This is a genomic window from Kaistella haifensis DSM 19056, from assembly GCF_000735695.2.
GTDB lineage: Bacteria > Bacteroidota > Bacteroidia > Flavobacteriales > Weeksellaceae > Kaistella > Kaistella haifensis.
Genome location: NZ_JASZ02000002.1, coordinates 67,272 through 85,730 on the forward strand (window position 1 = coordinate 67,272; position 18,459 = coordinate 85,730).

Below are 18,459 nucleotides of genomic sequence, written 5' to 3' on the forward strand. Positions count from 1 at the left end.
TCCCAAAACCAAAAACTTTTGTGAATTTTGTGGAATGACAAATCATGAATATCAAGAAGCTGTAGAGTGGCTTTTTGTGCAAGCTCCGAACTACCAAATCGATGGTAAAAAAGCGTATAAACCAGGGCTTCAAAACATCACCAAGCTTTGTGCTTTTTTCGGAAATCCCCAAGAAAAAATCAAAATGATTCATATCGGTGGAACCAACGGAAAAGGTTCTACTAGCAATATGCTCGCTTCCGTTTTGCAGGAATCCGGCTATAAAATAGGTTTATACAATTCGCCACATTTAATTGATTTTACGGAAAGAATCAAGGTGAATGGTAAAAACTGCGATAAAGAATTTGTCTATCATTTCATCCAAAAACTCAAAAATCTTCCTTCAGATATCCGGCCTTCTTTTTTCGAATTTACGACGATTATGGCTTTCGAATATTTTGCCCAGCAAGAAGTAGATTTCGCCATTATCGAAGTCGGTTTAGGCGGAAGATTAGATTCCACCAACATCATCAATCCGTTGGTATCAGCAATTACCAATGTTGCTTTGGATCATCAAAATATTTTGGGAAACACTGTGGAAGAAATCGCTACTGAAAAAGCAGGAATCATCAAAGAAAATACTCCGGTGATTTCAGGCGATGAAAATGATGCAGTAAAAATAATTATTGCAAATAAAGCCAAAGAAAAAAATGCCGAGTTCATCGATTCGACAACAATTAATTCGAATTTTGAATCTGATTTAAAGGGAAATTATCAAAAGAAAAACATCAAAGTAGTTTTGGCATTAATTCATGAATTAAAAAACCTCGGAGTTCAAATTTTTGAGAAAAATATCCAAGCCGGACTTTTAAATGTTCAAAAAAACACCAATTTTTTAGGTAGATGGTACGAATTTTCAAAAAATCCATTGACGATTTGTGATACAGGTCACAATCAAGCGGGTTTGGAAGAGGTTTTTGCGCAACTCAATACTTTACCCGAACACAAACATATTATCCTGGGATTTGTAAATGATAAAAAATTAGATGAAGTTCTACGGATTTTGCCCCAAAATTCTACTTATTATTTTGCCAAACCATACGTCAATCGTGGCCGTCACCCCAAAGATTATGAAAATTTACTGAAAAAATCGAAAATTTCTTATAAAATTTTTGACGAAGTTCAGCAAGCATATCTCTCTGCAAAACAGAATATTAAAAATGGAGAAATGATTTTTATCGGCGGAAGCAACTTCGTTGTGGGAGAATTTTTGGAAAAAAATTTGCAGAAATAAAAAAACGTTGTATATTTGCAACACCAAAAACAAGGGTTCTTAGCTCAGTTGGTTCAGAGCATCTGGTTTACACCCAGAGGGTCGGGGGTTCGAATCCCTCAGGACCCACACTTGTATAAGCTTCACAGAAATGTGAGGCTTTTTTTGTGCTATAAACTTAGTGTTTATAGGGGCTGGTGGGAATAGCCAAATTCTTTAAAATATACTGACTCTCCTGTTAATCTTAAAAAAGTATGCCTTTTTAGGTTACCCTCCAGGTTACCCAAAAATTTCTCAGGTTACCCATTAAAACCCCTATTAAATCAACATTTCTATGAAAATCTCAATACTATTCCTTTTAAGAAGGAACAAGATCAATGCGCAAGGGGTTTGCCCTATTGAATGTAGAATTACTTTGGACAAACAAAGAAAACCTTTTGCTACAGGATTATTTATAAATCCTGATAATTGGAATGCAGCTAAACAAAAAGCATTTCCATCCAATACACCTAATTCCCAAATCAATACCCAACTAAGCCTGATTAAACAAGAGATTAATCAGGCTTTTTTATTCCTGCAGGTACAAGGCAGGGAATTTAATGCAGAAGATATTTACATGCATTATAAAGGTGAAAACATTAAAGATGATAAATCTATAATGGAAATATTCAATCTGCATATTGCAAAGCAGGAAAAGCTGATTGGCATCTCTACTACAAAAGGATCTGTAGCTAAATTCTATCAGACCAAAACTCATGTGAAAAATTATATCTTCTGGAAATTTAAGAAACATGATTACTTGTTAAATAAAATGAAAATGTCATTTATCACAGAATTTGAATACTATCTAAAAGCAGAAAAACAGTTTGAGCAGAACACCATCCATAAAACCCTTCAAAGGCTAAAACAGATGGTTAAATTAGCTGTAGGATTAGATTTTCTTGCAAAAGATCCTTTCCTACTCCATAAGAACAAAAGACCTAAAAAACAGGTGGTTTTCTTAAGTGAGGAAGAACTTGCAAAGATTGACCAGCATGAGTTTGCATCCCAGAGACTTCAACAGGTAGCAGATATGTTTATTTTCTGTTGTTATACTGGTCTGGCATTTTTGGAAATGTCTACTCTGGAAAGGAAACACATAATCATTGGCTCTGATAAAAAGAAATGGATCAGTATTACGAGGCAAAAGACCAATAAGAAATATGAAATCCCTCTCCTAAAGAAAGCGGAGTATATTTTGCAGAAATATGAAGGCGGAGAAAAACTCTTACCAAGAATTTCCAATCAACGTTTTAACTCCTATCTAAAGGAGATTGCTGAGATTGTAGGGATTCAGAAAAACCTGACCCATCACATAGCCAGAAAAACTTTTGCATCAACCATACTGCTGTATAATGATGTTCCCATGGAAATTGTATCTGAGCTTTTAGGACATTCTGAAATGAGCATTACGCAGAATCATTATGCCAAGGTGGTCAAAGCAAAGCTATCTGAAAGCATGAGTAAAGTGGAGAAATTATTAAAATAATTCCATATATGGCATATAGCAGACAGCAGTATTGAAGTATCTTTTAAAAAATTTAATACTGCTTGTTATGCCTGATGATACAACACAAGGGAATATTAGTGATTTATTTATTGGTTTTCCGATAGATTATTTCAAAATTCTGCCTGATGACTTAAATGATAAATATTTTGGAGGTCTTACTAGTGAGGAGAGCGAGGAAGTAAATGAAAGTTACCGTTCCAGAGTTTCAACAGTTGAAATACAACCTGACCCAGAAAGCGGCAGGGTTTATGACGCACTATCTGAACATCTAAACCTGCAAACCAAAGATACTACTGTTATCAATATTGGAGTAGGACAAGGAAAGACTTATACTATTCTGAAAACTGTTCAGAAATACTTTACTGAGCACCCGGACACTTATATAATAGTTGCAGTTCCTTATGTAAGTCTTGTATCGCAGTATGTTGAAGAATTAATAGCAAATGGGATTCCTGAAAATCAAATTTACAGGTATGAATGGCTAAACCCAAAAGAATTTCCAAAAAGCACTTTAGATTATCAGTTAAGGAGAAGGGTGCATGTTGTGACAGCAAACTGTCTGTTGGGAAATGCAGGTGAGAATGCTGCTATAAACTCTCGTATAAAGAGAAAATATCTAAAAGAATTCCCTAAAGCTCTTAATCCACAAATAATAAAATATGATGGCAGGCCAAATCCAACCGAGGAGGAAATGGAAGAACTCTTTTTAAATCTAACAAATTCACAAATCAATGAGTTAAATGGTAATGACGATTTACCTGTAAATCCAGACAAAATTTATGACTCTACTAAGCTTACATCAGAAAGTCTAGGTAAAAAGAAAGTAATTTTCATTTTTGATGAGTTGCACGATGCAGTTCATAACTTCACTGCCGAAAACATACTTCATCTTTATTTATGGAAGGATGTGCTCCATAAAATATTCGTTCTAAGCGAAACTTATAATGATCCATCACTGATTGTAATAAATAAGTTATCAGAAATGACTGATGAAAAAATAAAAATAATTGAGGCTACTAGGAAGCAGATTGAATCAAAGTTGAGTGACTTACATATTCACTTTGACAACTCTTTTTCTTTCAAAGAAAATGAAAAATTAAAATCAATTATTCAGGATGCAATAAGTCAACGAAAATCAATAGATATTTTGTGTTATTCAAAGAAACTAGCAGAGAACATATATGCTGGAGAAGTTGGTGCTCTGCTTAGAAATTACTCTCCAAACAATGTGAAATTATGCGTTTCAGAGCTTATTCAAAATCAGAGAACTACTGTGGATGAGCCAAAAAACAGGTATGATTCAACTAAAATAAATATTGGAACTAATTTCAAGACAGGTATAAACATAACCAAAGAAAACCACTGCTTTGTGATTGTTATGCCTCCCTATTCTTCAAAGATGGCATTTGAAAATCTGTACGGCATCTTTTCTGGCGGTTATATAGATTTAATTCAGGCAGTAGCTCGTCAAAGAATTCCAGGGGAAATTCACATTATTACAATGTATCCAGATTATATGACATTTAGAAATGGAAGACCTGCAAGTATGACTTCAACTCAATACAATGCATTTAGAGAAAGTTATAACGAAATTAGAAAAATCACACCCGAAACCTATAAATTGTTGACAGAAATTGACCGTGATGATTTAACTGATGAGATGATTGTTAAATACGCACCAGTGAATTTTCAGACTAAAATTATCTCTGATGCAGTAAAAGAATATTTACAGTATATAGGTACTCCAATCATGTATACAGGAGCCAATGGAACGTTAATAAAGGAAAATTTCAGGTTGAATTTGGGCAAGCTACAACTTCAAAAGAATAAATTTTTATATGGTGACATTGCTGCGAACTTAACCATAAATGCATTTATGAATCAGTTCATCAACTGTAAACTCGTATCAGTAAACTTCCAGAAGACCGATTTTACAGATGATAATTTTCCATCTGTAATTGACGATTTATTTTCTGATTATGTTACTGAAGAAGTGCCTTCATTTAAAAAATTATACAATCATATTAAAAACAAGCTGTCCACTCACGTTGTAACCTACAATGGAAAGAGTGTAAAGCCAAGCAATTATAAGTTCTCCAAAAAATTACTTCTGGAGATTTTTAGGAAATATTACCCGGAATCAAAAATTGATAATAGTGAAAGGGTTTCTCCCCATCATGTTATACACGCCTTAATGAATTCTAACGATGAATCTCTACTAGAAATAAAGGATAAAGTAAAAGAAGTATTCAAGCATTTTAATTCTCTAATTGTAGGAAATGAAAGATCTAAATATTTACCAACTAAAATTGAAACTATTGGAGATCTAAATAGTGTACAGCTTTACAATGACCTTTCAGAAAGCTTACCTGTTTTAAAAGACACAAAATTTTTTAGTGCCCTGCCTGATGAAAACCAAAATATAGAAGCAACAAAATTTTTAAAAAATCTATTCACTAAATCATTTGGTGATTTGGATAAGTCAGACGAATATACATTTTCTGAAGTAAAACTAAAAAAAATTATTAACCATCACTACCCATCCGACTTTTTTTGAAAAACCTAATATAGAATAAAAAAAATAGTAGGATATAAAATAGAGCCACCCCTTCGGGGTGGTTTTCTCGTATAACCCCAAAAACAAATTTTATGAACCTAAGAAAATCAGAAAGAAAACAGGCCAGAATAAAAATGGCGCTGCAAGGTCCTTCAGGATCTGGAAAGACAATGAGTTCTCTGCTAATGGCTAAAGGGCTATCAGGTGGAGATTTATCTAAAGTAGCCATCATTGACACAGAAAATGGCAGTGCAGATTTGTATGCCCATTTAGGAGAGTACAATGTAATCTCTCTTACACCACCTTTTACACCAGAAAACTACATTAAGGCTTTAGATATCTGCGAAAATGCTGGTATGGAAGTGATCATTGTTGACTCTATTTCACATGAATGGGATGAGCTGTTAGATTTCCACTCTAAATTAGCAGGTAACAGCTTTACCAACTGGGCTAAAGTTACCCCAAGGCAAAAGGCTTTTGTTGATAGAATTCTACATTGTAAGAGCCATGTGATTGCCACCATGAGAACCAAACAGGATTATGTCCTGAATCAGAAAGATGGTAAGATGATACCAGAGAAGGTTGGTCTTAAGTCTGTACAGAGAGATGGTATGGACTATGAGTTCACATTGGTTTTTGATGTGGATATCAAGCATTTTGCTACTGCATCAAAGGACAGAACTGGTCTCTTTATGGGTAAGCCTGAATTCGTAATCAGTGAGAAAACTGGTAGAGAGATTTTAGACTGGTGTTTGGAGGGAAAACCTATTGACTCTCCTAGAACTAAGGATGGTATTCCAAGGATCAGTGCGGAGGAAGCTTTTAGAGACACTCCAGATGAAAAATTGGAAAGACAGTTTACTACAAATCTTAATGTATCAGAGAAGGTAGTGTATGAATCAATTCAGGCCTGCAGAACCATTCAGGAATTACTTTCAATTTATAAGCAGTTTCCAGAGTATCAGGAAAGCCTGAGACTGGATTATGAGGCTAAAAAGTCTCTCTTAATAAATAATAACCCTAATACACATTTACAGAATGGAAGATCAAAAATTCAGTAATATTAATACTTTATCAGAGTCAGAAATCTCTGAAATCCAATCTTTCCCAAGGTTAAGATCAGTGCGGGACATTTTTCTGGAGGATAAAGTTGATGACTCTATCATCACTTCTATTAGAGATGATAATGATCCGGAAAAAGCCGTAATTACTAAAGATATGATACCTTTTTCATTTACTAGAGAGAAGGAAATTGAACCCATCAACTCTAATAAAGTATCATCATCAAAAGACAGCCCTTTTATCATCGCTAATACAGTAGATGTGACTTTACCTCATCTGCAGAATGAATGCATAATTCCAGTATTCAGTAAGGACAATGAAAAGACCATAGCACATCAGGAATTTATTGAAACAGTGATGAATGCTATTAGTAAAGAATTTCCTTATCAGAGTATTTCAATGCCTGAAATTAGAGTTTCTCATCAGATCAAAGGCAGGACACCAGATGCAATCCATTTGAATGTGAAGGATTTACTTGAACACCAGAAAACCATCTATTATGAGAGAATGGCATTTCTGATCAAGATTCCGGGAATACACAGAAACGTGAGGCTTTTTTTTTTCAAAAAGTTCTTTTTGTTAAAAGCCTTCATTCCGAAAATTTTTACTAATTTTATTTTAAAACACAAAATCATGTTAGTGAAAATTTATGGGAGCGCCATCCATGGAGTTTCTGCACAAACCATTACCATTGAGGTCAATGTTGATACTTCCGGAGTTGGTTACCATTTGGTAGGGCTTCCCGATAATGCAATCAAAGAAAGCAGTTACCGAATTTCCGCAGCATTAAAAAATGTTGGGTATAAAATTCCTGGTAAAAAAATTACCATCAATATGGCTCCTGCCGATTTGCGAAAAGAAGGTTCTGCTTATGACCTCAGTATAGCGCTAGGAATTCTCGCCGCTTCAGGACAAATCACCGCAGAAAATATTGGTGAATACATCATCATGGGAGAACTCTCGCTCGACGGTGGATTGCTTCCCATAAAAGGAGTATTACCGATTGCTATTAAAGCTCGCGAAGAAGGTTTTAAAGGAATTATTCTTCCTAAACAAAATATTCGTGAAGCCGCAATTGTCGATCAACTCGAAGTGTACGGCATCGAAAACATCAAAGAAGTCATCGATTTTTTCAATGAAGGAATTCCATTAGAGAGAACAACCATTGACACTAGAAAAGAGTTTCAGGAAAAGATTAATTTCTTTTCCACAGATTTTTCAGAAGTAAAAGGCCAAGAAACCGCAAAAAGAGCGATGGAAGTAGCTGCAGCCGGCGGACACAACATTATTTTGATTGGCCCACCCGGAAGCGGAAAAACCATGCTTGCGAAAAGAGTTCCAAGTATTCTTCCACCTTTAACTTTAAAAGAAGCTTTAGAAACCACCAAAATTCATTCAGTCGCCGGAAAAATAGGAACAGAAACTTCGTTGATGACCGTTCGCCCTTTCCGTAGTCCGCACCACACCATTTCGGACGTCGCACTCGTTGGCGGCGGAAGCTATCCTCAACCCGGAGAAATTTCTCTAGCTCATAATGGCGTTTTATTTTTGGATGAAATGCCGGAATTTAAAAGAACCGTTCTGGAAGTAATGCGACAGCCGCTGGAAGATCGGGAAGTAACGATTTCAAGAGCAAAATTCACCGTAAATTATCCTGCGAGTTTCATGTTAGTTGCAAGCATGAATCCGAGTCCGAGCGGTTATTTCCCGGATGATCCCAACAATACTTCTTCGCAATTTGAAATGCAACGATATATGAATAAACTTTCAGGGCCACTTTTGGATCGAATCGACATTCATATTGAGGTACAAAAGGTAGAATTTGATCAACTTACCGACAAACGCAAAGGTGAAAAAAGCGAAGAAATAAGGGCGAGAGTTCTGAAGGCAAGGGAGATTCAATCTAAAAGATATCAGGATTCCGAGATTCATTACAACGCACAAATGGGTCCTAAAGAAATAGAAAAATACTGCGAATTGGATGATGCTTCCCAAAGTTTAATAAAAACAGCCATGGAAAAACTCAATCTTTCGGCAAGAGCTTATGACAGAATACTGAAGGTTGCCCGAACCATCGCCGATCTGGAACTTCAGGAACGCCTCAACGCTGCCCATATTTCCGAAGCCATCCAATATCGTAGTCTGGATAGGGAATTTTGGAATGTATAAAGAAAATTAATTCGTCACGAACGGCTTAATCAACTTTTTGTTTTTCTCTTTATTTTCAAAACCAAAATTATAAGAAAAACCTACGCCCAAGGTTTGTTTCATCTGCAATTTCTGCAACTGATCGTGGTCGTATAGCAAATCCAAACTCACTACTGTTGAAATAAATTTATTGAACCGGATATTCAGCGTACCATTATAAGCAATATCCACTCTCTCGGGATGGAAAATGTAATTACTAAAGAAATTAATTTGATTGACAAGGTTAATGTCTTTATAGATTTTCAAACGGTACAAAACATTCACCAAAGCACCAAGCTCAGATCTCACATTTTGTCCGTCTTTTTCCAAACCATATTTCCCTGCCTTTTGTAGCAAAGGATCTGTAACAAAGGTAAATTTACCATTCACCGGACGGAAAATTACCTGGAAATTTTCATTAGGATTGTACGAAATACCCAAACCGGCATTCAAATATCCCGGCGACATGAACCTTGAAATACGGTCTTTAAATTCGGGATCAGGAGTGTCGGTATAATTAAAACCCGGCGAAAACTGCGAAAGAAACTGAAAACCAGTTGAAAGATAAAAGTCTTTTCCGATATCGTATCCGTAGTTAGTCATAAGATTAATGTAATCTTCTGTTTTTCGCGACGCTTCACCTTGCGAAGCAACAAAACCATAACCGAGTTGCAAGGTATTATCCAAGAAATGCTTGTTATTTTTATAACTTAAATTATAATTAATCTTTCCGATGATTCCTATATTATTATTCCCTCCGGAATTCCAGTTGGAAAACGAAGATTGATTGAAAACCAAATTATTGGTTCCGTAATAAAACCATTTAATTGGGCCTTGCAATTTTAGCATATTATAAGGAGTAATAGGCAATTCCTGAGTGAGATTCGACATCACCACTTTATCGCGAATCACGATGGTATCCTTAAAATGCCTGTCGAAATTGATGAGTTTCGGATTCGACAAACTATCCAAATCCAATGCAACCGAATCCCATCTTCTTTGAGAAATAGAATCGATTTCTTTAAGAATTTCTCTGTCTCGCTGCGCGAAAACTACAGCCGTAAAAAACAATAGAATAAAGGCAATAAACTTTCTCATAGCCTACAAATTTAAGCCAAACTAATAATTATATAAAATTCAGAAGCAATCTTTTGTTACTTTTTGACTGATTTTTATTGATTTTAATGAAAACTTTAGCCATATTTACTTAATTATTAAATTGGCTACAATTTTGACAAAAAGAAATCGATGTTAAAAGAATCTCTAAATTACAAAGCGGTAATATACGCCATCATCATGGTTTCAGCGATGTGGTTTGGATTTTTGCTGCAAAATTTTGACCTTATCGAAGGTTGCAATGGCGCTATTATTCCACTCACTCCTTCCGGGTTGAAAGGGATTTTTTTCTCGCCTTTTCTTCATGGCGGAATTGATCATATTTTCGGAAATTCTGTGCCGATTTTCGTTCTTATATTTTTGTTATTTCAATTTTATCCATCTATTGCAAAAAAGATTTTCGTTACCGGATGGTTCGTGTCCGCACTTTTGGTTTGGATGCTTCCACCGATTGATATCTTAACCGGCGAATACTCCCACGTTTGTATCATCGGAGCCAGCGGAATTGTATATGTTTTAGCATTTTTCTTGTTTTTCAGCGGTGTTTTCCGGTGGAATATGAAACTTTTGACCGTTTCGCTGATTGTAGCATTATATTACGGAAGTTTAGTTTGGGGCGTAATGCCGGAAGAACTTTTCTCAACCCTTCCGGAACCGAGCAGAATTTCCTGGCAATCGCATCTTTCAGGTGCTGTAGTAGGAGTGATACTAGCTTTTGTTTTTAGGAAAACCGGTGAAAAAACCAAGAAATTCATTTGGCAATTTCCCAATTATTATAGCGAAAAAGACGATAAACTTTGGCAAGCCTACAAAGAAAATCATCCGGAGGATTTTATGGAACTTCCCTACCTGAAAAAGGAGGATCCTTGGGATCACTTAGATGAAATCAGAAAAAACGGATAATTTTCAATAAATTTGAAAAAAATACGAAATGTTTTCCGAAGAAACACTCTACTCCATCGCGCTTCGGCACTGCCCACTTATCGGAGATTTAATCTTTCGAAAACTTGTAAATGAGGCAGGTTCCGCAAAGGATGTTTGGCAACTCACCAAAACCGGACTAGAAAACATCTATGGAATCGGACAAAAAATTTCAAAGGAAATAGGCAATCCCGAACATTTAAAATTCGCTGAAAAAGAGTTGAAATTTTGCGAGAACAATCAAATAGAAATCAACCTGCGCCACCTCGGAGATCTCCCTAAACTACTGGATGAATGCGACGACGCTCCGGCAATTCTTTACCAAAAAGGAAATTTCGATCCTTCCCTAAGACCCATCAGTTTGGTAGGAACCAGAAATATTACAACATACGGCAGAAATTTTGTTCATGATTTTTTAGAAAATAACAGGAACAAAAATATACTGACAATTAGCGGACTCGCTCTAGGTGTTGACACGGAAGTTCACGAATCTTCTTTGAAAAACAACATTCCGACCATTGCGGTATTAGCTCATGGTTTCCACACACTTTATCCTTCAAAAAACAGAAAACTTTCGGAAAAAATCCTTGAAGAAAACGGCGTTCTTTTCACAGAATTCAACAGTTCGCAAAAACCCGATCGTGAGAATTTCATCCAGAGAAATCGCATCATTGCTGGATTATCTCCCGCCACGATTGTAGTAGAAACGGCATTCGGCGGCGGATCCATCAGCACTGCGACATTTGCCAATAATTACAACCGTGAAGTTTATGCCCTTCCCGGAAGAATTTCCGATAAATTTAGCCAGGGCTGCAATCAATTAATTCTTCAAAACAAAGCAGCAACAATTTCAACCATTTCTTCACTATCCGAACAACTTGGATTTCAGAGCGATCATTTAAAAATAGGTGAGTTATTCCCGACTTCAGAAATCAGAACGCTCTTAACTGAAAACCAGTTGGCAATTTGGAAAATTTTAGATAAAAACACTCCTTTTTCACTAGATGAAATATCGGAGAAACTCGAAATTCCGAGCTATAAAATTTTGCCCGATTTGCTTCAAATGGAAATTGCAGGATACATCAAAGCACTTTCGGGAAGACAATATCTGGCACTTTAATTTTTCATGATTTTTAAAAATTTATTAATATTTGCATAACATTCAATTATCAATATTGTAAATACCAAAATTATCAATTTAATAAAAATAAACTGCAAATTCATTAATATTTCAACAACATATAAAATTTTTCTTGCAAGTTTTGAAAAAAAAATTAAATTTGTTGACAATAATATTCAACCTTTATGGAACACTATAATGTAGAGCAAAAAATTCAGGAGTTTGTCGCTAAAATAGAGGCAAAAAACCCTAATGAACCAGAATTCCTTCAAGCAGTGAAAGAAGTTGCAGTTACGGTAATTCCTTTTATTGCAAACCGCAAAGAGTACACGGGAATGAAGCTTTTGGAAAGAATGGCCGAACCCGAAAGAACCATTATTTTTAGAGTTCCTTGGGTAGATGATAAAGGAGAAATCCAAGTAAACCGAGGTTTCAGAATTCAGATGAATTCAGCAATTGGACCTTATAAAGGTGGAATACGATTTCATCCAACGGTAAACCTTTCTGTTCTTAAATTCCTAGCGTTCGAGCAAACTTTCAAAAACTCTCTTACTACTTTGCCAATGGGCGGTGGAAAAGGAGGTTCGGATTTCGACCCTCAAGGAAAATCCGATATGGAAGTGATGCGTTTTTGCCAGGCTTTCATGACGGAAATGTGCAAACATATCGGTCCTGAAACGGATGTTCCTGCAGGTGACATCGGAGTGGGAGCAAGAGAAATTGGGTATTTATTCGGTCAGTACAAAAAAATTAGAAACGAATTTACCGGAGTTCTTACCGGAAAAGGATTGGCTTATGGTGGTTCATTGATCCGTCCGGAAGCAACCGGCTACGGTGTAGTATATTTTGCTGAGCAAATGCTAAAAACAATTGGACAAGATTTCAAAGGGAAAACAGTTACTGTTTCTGGTTTTGGAAATGTTGCATGGGGCGTTATTAAAAAAGTTGAAGAATTAGGCGGTAAAGCGGTTACCATTTCTGGCCCTGATGGTTATATTTATGATAAAGACGGAATCACCGGTGAAAAAATTGATTATTTATTAGAGCTTAGAGCTTCCGGAAACAACCGCGCTGAAGATTATGTGAAGAAATTCCCAACCGCGGAATTCCACGCTGGGAAACGTCCTTGGGAAGTAAAATGTGACGTAGCAATTCCTGCTGCAACACAAAACGAACTTCATTTGGATGATGCTAAAAATCTTGTAGCAAACGGTGTAATCTGCGTAACAGAAGCTGCGAATATGCCTTCAACTTTGGATGCTATCAATTATTTCTTAGATAATAAAGTACTTTTCTCTCCAGGAAAAGCTTCCAACGCGGGTGGTGTAGCAACTTCAGGTTTAGAAATGACGCAAAACTCAATACGTTTAAACTGGTCCTCTGAAGAAGTGGATGCTAGATTGAAAGAAATCATGATCGGAATTCACAAAGCTTGTAGAGATTACGGTAAAGAAGAAGACGGCTACGTAAACTATGTGAAAGGTGCAAACATCGCAGGTTTCGTAAAAGTTGCCGAAGCAATGTTGGCTCAAGGAGTAGTATAAAACAAAAAAAGTCTGAGGAAATTTCCCAGACTTTTTTATTGATATTCCTGTCCCGGGATAATGGGTAAAAAGTAAAATGAAAGGATAAAAAGCATTGGTTTTCAATGCTTTTTATTTTTGTATACCGCACAAAAAATTCTGCAAAATTGCAGGATTCTTTTTCATTTTTACTCTTTAGGTTTTTTTACTTTTTCTCCTCGGTCTTTGTAACCGGAAGTTCCTGTTTCAGTTCAGCAGTAGTTTCAGTTTTCAGAGCTGCGGTTTCTTCTTTTTTCGCTTCTACAGACTCTTTCTTAAAAGTTGGCGCCTGTGCAGCAACTTCCGCATTTTCTGCTGCTTTTACTTCTGTTTTTACCGCTTTGTCTGTTTTTGCTTTATTAGCAACTTCCGTACTTTGTGCATTTGCTAAACTTACTCCTGCTGCTAAAAAAACAACAGCGAACAACGACTTTTTCATAATACTTTCTATTTTTTTGGTTAGTAATGATTTTAAAATGCCGTTTTCGCGAGGGAATTATATGAATCTCCGAAGTTTAACTGAATTTATAAGAGTTTATGATTTATTTAGATTCACTTCTTCTACAGATTTTTCTGGATTTTTTCAACAAATTCAAATGCTGCAGGGCAAATGACCGTGTTCTTGATGGTAAGGTGATTAATTTGATAAATCTTTTTGCGATCGGTATGTGGAAATTCTCGACATGCCTTCGGGCGAACTTCGTAAATGGAACAAGTGTTATCGGAATTAAGAAACCAACAAGGTAAATTTTGCAAAACTTTGTCGTTGTCTTCATCTGTTCTTAAAAATTTCTGCTCAAAGTCTGCTGATTTCATACGAAGGTGTTTGGCTATTCGCTCAATATCTTTTTCTGTAAAGAGCGGTCCGGTTGTTTTGCAACAATTGGCGCATTGCAAACAATCAATCTTGCTGAAAACCTCATCGTGAGTATCTTGAACAATATAATCGAGATTTTTTGGCGGGCGTTTTTTCAGAGTTTCAAGAAATTTTTTGTGTTCCTTTTGTTTTAAAACGGCCTGGTTTTTATAAAATTCAAGATTCATGATGCAAAAATAGGTTTAATTTGGAAAACAAATATTCGATTAATTCCGACCTGCGGCCGCGATAGTAGCGGTTACCCCACAAGGAGGCGGCGGAACGAAGTGGAGCCGCCGACTGAGGAGTAGTAGCGGATAGCGCGAATTGTCCGCCCAAATATTTAATGACCAAAATCATAGGAATCTCTTCCTTAAATTCCTTAAATTTGATGGATGAAAAAGCTGGAAACAAGAGCAGATATTGAGCTGCTTGTGAATCGTTTTTATGAGAAAGTTGCTGATGATGAGAACATTGGCTTCTTTTTCAATGATGTAGCAAAAGTGAGTTGGGATAGGCATTTACCGAAGATGTACTCGTTTTGGGAAACGTTGCTTTTTGGGCAGATTTCTTATAAAGGAAACCCGATGGCGATGCATTTTCCAATTAATGAAAAAGTGGCGATTGAAAAGCATCATTTTGAGCACTGGATCAAACTGTGGACAGAAACTGTGGAGGAAAATTTCACCGGCGAAATGGCGGAAACCGCAATTTACAAAGCCACGAATATCGCCAATTTGATGAGTCATAAAATGCAAATAGCGAGAAGATAGTTAGGCGATTTCCTTTCCATTCAGAAAACCGCCCGATTTATTCTAAGGTACGATTACCGTAAAAATATATGCTGCTAAATTGACGAGAAGTACTGTTCCGTATAGGTGATTGGTTTTCCCGCGACTGAGGGAAAGCATCACTGTAAATACGGATAATGCGAGCAAAATAATTGATTTCATATCCAACCCCAAAACGAACGGTATATCAAACATTATACAAACCACGGAAACGGCAGGAATTGTTAACCCTACACTGGCCAATGCAGATCCTAAGCCCAAATTGATAGACGATTGAATTTGGTTGTTTCGCGCAGCTCGAATTGCCGCCAAACCTTCAGGCAATAATACAACGGAAGCAATAATTACGCCCACCAAAGCTCTCGGCGCACCTATATTTTCTACAAAATCTTCGATAACCGGAGAGAGTCCTTTTGCCATAAAAATGACCACCGCAAGACAAACAATCAGCAAAACCAAACTGGCAATTGTTTTTGCATTACTCGGTGGTGCTGCTTCATGCGCTGTATGATCATCTGGTGCTGCTACGATAAAGTAGTTTCGGTGACGTACCGTTTGTAACATTAGGAAAGATCCATAAATAACCAAACAAGCCAAGGAGACAAAAATTAATTGAGTATTATTGTAAATTGGCCCCCGTGCACTGGAGGTAAAATTGGGTAAAATCAGTGTAAGAACGAGAATCGCAACCAAACTCACCAAATAAGTGGTGGCTGAACTTCGCATGAAAAACTGCTCTTTGTATTTCCAGCTTCCGATCCAGATACAAATCCCCAAAATTCCGTTTAGAATAAGCATTACTGCGGCGAAAACGGTGTCGCGAGCGTAAGTCATAGCACCTTCACCACCGGAAAGCATGAATGAGATAATCAAACCCACCTCCAAAATGGTGATGCAAATTGCGAGAATGATAGTTCCGTAGGGTTCTCCCACTTTGTGAGCCACTATTTCTGCGTGATGAACAGCTGCTAAAACTGTTGCAAATAACAAAAGGGCACCGGTAATATTTGCGAAAATAGTGTCAGTAAGAAATCCTGCAAGATAAAATACCGACGCTAAAACCGGGAAAACGACTGTCCAGTTTAAAATATTTTTTACTTTCATCAATTTTCGATTTTCACAATTATACAAAAAATCTATTGAAAATCAAAATTATTTGGATAGTTCTTATCGAAAAATCACTCTCCATAGATAAAAATCCTGAAAATCGGTGATCATGTGGAAAACCAATCCCAATGCGATAATCTTATAATTTCCTTTCAGTAAAACAAATCCAAGAAAATAAAGCACAACCATTGGATAAGAGTGCAAAAGGTGAAAACCTACACTGCTCCTATTCGGATCGAAAATTGGATCAGCAAAAAGATGATCCAAATCGACCAACATCGTCGCGAGCATCAGCAAATAAGCTTTTTTCCAATTATTTTTAAAGAAAATTTTCGCAACCAACAACGGAAATACAAAATGGAGAAAATAATGAACAATTTCTCGAATGTAGAAATGGTTTTCCATCAAATTTTTCCTTTTAAATAGTTTTGCCTAAGATCCTCATCTAATTTCTCAATCGCATAACGAAGGGATGTTCGAGGCATATTCCGGTAATTTTCATTAAGAAAATTCAATAATTCCGCCTCATTTTTATCGCCCATTACCCGCAACAACCAGCCATTCGCTTTGTGCATCAAATCGTGGGAATGTCGCAGGTTTTTCAACACCAATTCTTTCATTAAATCAAATTGACCTTGCTTTACATGATGCATCGTTGCGACAACAGCCATCCTTTTGCTCCACAAATTATCTTCCTCCGAAAGTGCTTTTAGTAAGCTGTTGTCATTATTTTCAAAACAATAGCGCCCTAAAATTTTGTAGCAGGAATTATCTACCAAATCCCAATTGTTTATGTGTTTTTTATGGTTTAAATAAAATTCAACGATCTGAGATTTTTCTGCTGCAGATTTCGATTTTTCGAATTTAAAAACCAACATCAAAAGCGCGCAATGCCTATGTTCATGGATTTCAGAAACTAGAAGTTCACTCAATTCTTCTAAGAAAATGCTTGCAAAATATTCCTTCGCTACTTTTCGTTGCTCCGGAACTGTAACTCCGATAAACTGGTCGCCTTCCGCATATTCGCCTTTCCCCGCTTTGAAAAATCTTGGAAAAAACGCTGCTTTTTCGGGCAGCGCTAACATTTCCAAAGCTTCTTTTACCGCATCTGATTGGTTGCCCATCATTTTTTAAAATTAAAAATTATTCGCCTGTTTCCTCATCATCATGATATTCAAAAAGGAAATCGTTGTAAGGAAATCTTGAAATATGAATTTTCAAAACCTCATCGTAAATAATTTTTTTCATCTCCGAGAAATTTTCTTTGGTCAAAGCCGAGATAAATACCGTTGGATATTTCGATTTCGACATCCAGGTTTTTTTCCATTCTTCCAGGGAAATATTTTTTCGGGTTTCTGGGGTTAAATCATCTTCATCCTTTTTTTCATAACTAAAATCATCAATTTTATTGAAAACCATCACCATCGGTTTTTGATGCGCATTGATTTCCATTAAAATCTGATTAACAGAATTGATATGATCCTCAAAACTTTCATGGGAAATATCAACGACGTGAATCAACAAATCGGCTTCACGAACCTCATCCAAAGTAGATTTGAAACTTTCAACAAGTTGAGTAGGAAGTTTACGGATAAAACCAACAGTATCGGTCAAAAGGAACGGCAAATTCCCAATCACCACCTTTCGTACGGTAGTATCGAGGGTTGCAAAAAGTTTGTTCTCCGCAAAAACCTCGGATTTGGAAATAGCGTTCATTAAAGTCGATTTTCCAACGTTGGTATAGCCCACAAGTGCTGCTCTCACCACCTTTCCGCGATTTTGTCTTTGCGTAGACATTTGCTTGTCGATGGTTTTCAGTTTTTCTTTTAATAATGAAATTCTGTCGCGGATGATACGTCGGTCAGTTTCAATTTCGGTTTCACCCGGACCTCTCATCCCGATTCCCCCTTTTTGTCTTTCGAGGTGAGTCCACATTCTGGTCAACCTTGGCAATAGATACTGATACTGAGCCAGTTCCACCTGTGTTCTCGCGTAAGAAGTTTGTGCTCTCTGGGCAAAAATATCGAGAATAAGGTTGGTTCTATCAAGGATTTTAACTTCGATTTCTTTTTCAAGATTTTTAAGTTGCGAAGGCGAGAGTTCGTCATCAAAAATAATGGTGTTAATGTCATTTTCCTTTACATAATCTCTAATTTCCTGTGCTTTTCCGCTTCCGATGAATGTTTTGGAATCCGGCTGCGTAAGCTTTTGGGTAAATCTTTTCACCACGGTAGCTCCTGCAGTTAAAGCAAGAAACTCCAATTCATCCATATATTCTACAACTTTATCTTCGTCTTGGTTTTGGGTAATTACCCCGACAAGGACGGCTTTCTCGTACAAATGTTCTTTATTATCTAGCATATATTTTGTCTATAATCT

The 18,459-nt window shown here is 36.5% G+C and carries 16 protein-coding genes, 1 tRNA gene and 1 pseudogene; 11 read left to right on the plus strand and 7 right to left on the minus strand.

The window, feature by feature from the left end; all coding sequences use genetic code 11:
• Positions 1–34: 34 nt before the first annotated feature.
• From AP75_RS01585 to AP75_RS01610, 7 genes and pseudogenes are all read left to right on the plus strand, one after another.
• Positions 35–1,273, plus strand: a complete 1,239-nt coding sequence (locus AP75_RS01585; RefSeq protein ID WP_031501259.1) for a bifunctional folylpolyglutamate synthase/dihydrofolate synthase — start codon at positions 35–37, stop codon at positions 1,271–1,273.
• A gap of 33 nt (positions 1,274–1,306) precedes the next feature.
• Positions 1,307–1,381: transfer RNA gene (locus AP75_RS01590), tRNA-Val, on the plus strand.
• Between the two features lie 205 nt (positions 1,382–1,586).
• The gene (locus AP75_RS01595; RefSeq protein ID WP_242589739.1) at positions 1,587–2,780 is read left to right on the plus strand and encodes a site-specific integrase; all 1,194 of its coding nucleotides are present in this window, start codon (positions 1,587–1,589) and stop codon (positions 2,778–2,780) included.
• 67 nt (positions 2,781–2,847) lie between these two features.
• Positions 2,848–5,358: a DEAD/DEAH box helicase family protein gene (locus tag AP75_RS01600; protein ID WP_088263454.1), complete on the plus strand. Its 2,511-nt coding sequence runs from the start codon at positions 2,848–2,850 to the stop codon at positions 5,356–5,358.
• 92 nt (positions 5,359–5,450) lie between these two features.
• A complete protein-coding gene (locus tag AP75_RS01605; RefSeq protein WP_088263455.1) occupies positions 5,451–6,419 on the plus strand; it encodes an ATP-binding protein in 969 nt (322 codons plus the stop codon).
• 157 nt (positions 6,420–6,576) lie between these two features.
• Positions 6,577–6,957: pseudogene (locus tag AP75_RS14600) on the plus strand (DUF3871 family protein); the annotation flags it as partial.
• Positions 6,958–7,053: 96 nt separating this feature from the next.
• On the plus strand, positions 7,054–8,589 hold the full coding sequence (locus tag AP75_RS01610) for a YifB family Mg chelatase-like AAA ATPase (protein WP_169711622.1): 1,536 nt from the start codon (positions 7,054–7,056) through the stop codon (positions 8,587–8,589).
• Between the two features lie 6 nt (positions 8,590–8,595).
• Here the strand turns inward: AP75_RS01610 and AP75_RS01615 are convergent, their stop codons facing one another.
• Positions 8,596–9,705: a DUF3078 domain-containing protein gene (locus tag AP75_RS01615; protein WP_088263457.1), complete on the minus strand. Its 1,110-nt coding sequence runs from the start codon at positions 9,703–9,705 to the stop codon at positions 8,596–8,598.
• 150 nt (positions 9,706–9,855) lie between these two features.
• Here AP75_RS01615 and AP75_RS01620 point away from each other — a divergent pair, with 150 nt between their 5' ends.
• The 3 genes from AP75_RS01620 to gdhA all read left to right on the plus strand — a co-directional run bounded on the left by AP75_RS01620 (position 9,856) and on the right by gdhA (position 13,308).
• Complete coding sequence (locus AP75_RS01620) at positions 9,856–10,626, plus strand: rhomboid family intramembrane serine protease (protein WP_031501235.1); 771 nt, start codon at positions 9,856–9,858, stop codon at positions 10,624–10,626.
• A 28-nt stretch (positions 10,627–10,654) separates the two neighbouring features.
• Positions 10,655–11,764, plus strand: coding sequence for a DNA-processing protein DprA (gene dprA / locus AP75_RS01625; RefSeq protein WP_031501234.1), 1,110 nt, complete (start codon positions 10,655–10,657; stop codon positions 11,762–11,764).
• A 185-nt stretch (positions 11,765–11,949) separates the two neighbouring features.
• A complete protein-coding gene (gene gdhA, locus AP75_RS01630) occupies positions 11,950–13,308 on the plus strand; it encodes an NADP-specific glutamate dehydrogenase (RefSeq protein WP_088263458.1) in 1,359 nt (452 codons plus the stop codon).
• Between the two features lie 184 nt (positions 13,309–13,492).
• On the opposite strand, the gene AP75_RS01635 is transcribed toward gdhA, so the two are convergent.
• Together AP75_RS01635 and AP75_RS01640 are read right to left on the minus strand one after the other, a co-directional pair.
• Entirely contained in the window at positions 13,493–13,765 is a 273-nt protein-coding gene (locus AP75_RS01635; RefSeq protein ID WP_031501232.1) for a hypothetical protein, read from the minus strand.
• A 122-nt stretch (positions 13,766–13,887) separates the two neighbouring features.
• Positions 13,888–14,370: a YkgJ family cysteine cluster protein gene (locus AP75_RS01640; RefSeq protein WP_031501231.1), complete on the minus strand. Its 483-nt coding sequence runs from the start codon at positions 14,368–14,370 to the stop codon at positions 13,888–13,890.
• Positions 14,371–14,577: 207 nt separating this feature from the next.
• Between AP75_RS01640 and AP75_RS01645 the strand changes: the two genes are divergently transcribed.
• On the plus strand, positions 14,578–14,955 hold the full coding sequence (locus tag AP75_RS01645) for a group III truncated hemoglobin (protein ID WP_088263459.1): 378 nt from the start codon (positions 14,578–14,580) through the stop codon (positions 14,953–14,955).
• Positions 14,956–14,997: 42 nt separating this feature from the next.
• On the opposite strand, the gene AP75_RS01650 is transcribed toward AP75_RS01645, so the two are convergent.
• The 4 genes from AP75_RS01650 to hflX all read right to left on the minus strand — a co-directional run bounded on the left by AP75_RS01650 (position 14,998) and on the right by hflX (position 18,441).
• The gene (locus AP75_RS01650) at positions 14,998–16,077 is read right to left on the minus strand and encodes a calcium:proton antiporter (protein ID WP_031501230.1); all 1,080 of its coding nucleotides are present in this window, start codon (positions 16,075–16,077) and stop codon (positions 14,998–15,000) included.
• Between the two features lie 63 nt (positions 16,078–16,140).
• Positions 16,141–16,485: a DUF6122 family protein gene (locus AP75_RS01655; protein ID WP_031501229.1), complete on the minus strand. Its 345-nt coding sequence runs from the start codon at positions 16,483–16,485 to the stop codon at positions 16,141–16,143.
• Complete coding sequence (locus AP75_RS01660; protein WP_394335365.1) at positions 16,485–17,207, minus strand: DNA alkylation repair protein; 723 nt, start codon at positions 17,205–17,207, stop codon at positions 16,485–16,487. Before AP75_RS01660 ends, AP75_RS01655 begins: the two co-directional genes overlap by 1 nt.
• Before the next feature lie 16 nt (positions 17,208–17,223).
• The gene (hflX, locus tag AP75_RS01665; protein ID WP_088263460.1) at positions 17,224–18,441 is read right to left on the minus strand and encodes a GTPase HflX; all 1,218 of its coding nucleotides are present in this window, start codon (positions 18,439–18,441) and stop codon (positions 17,224–17,226) included.
• Between the last annotated feature and the right edge of the window lie 18 nt (positions 18,442–18,459).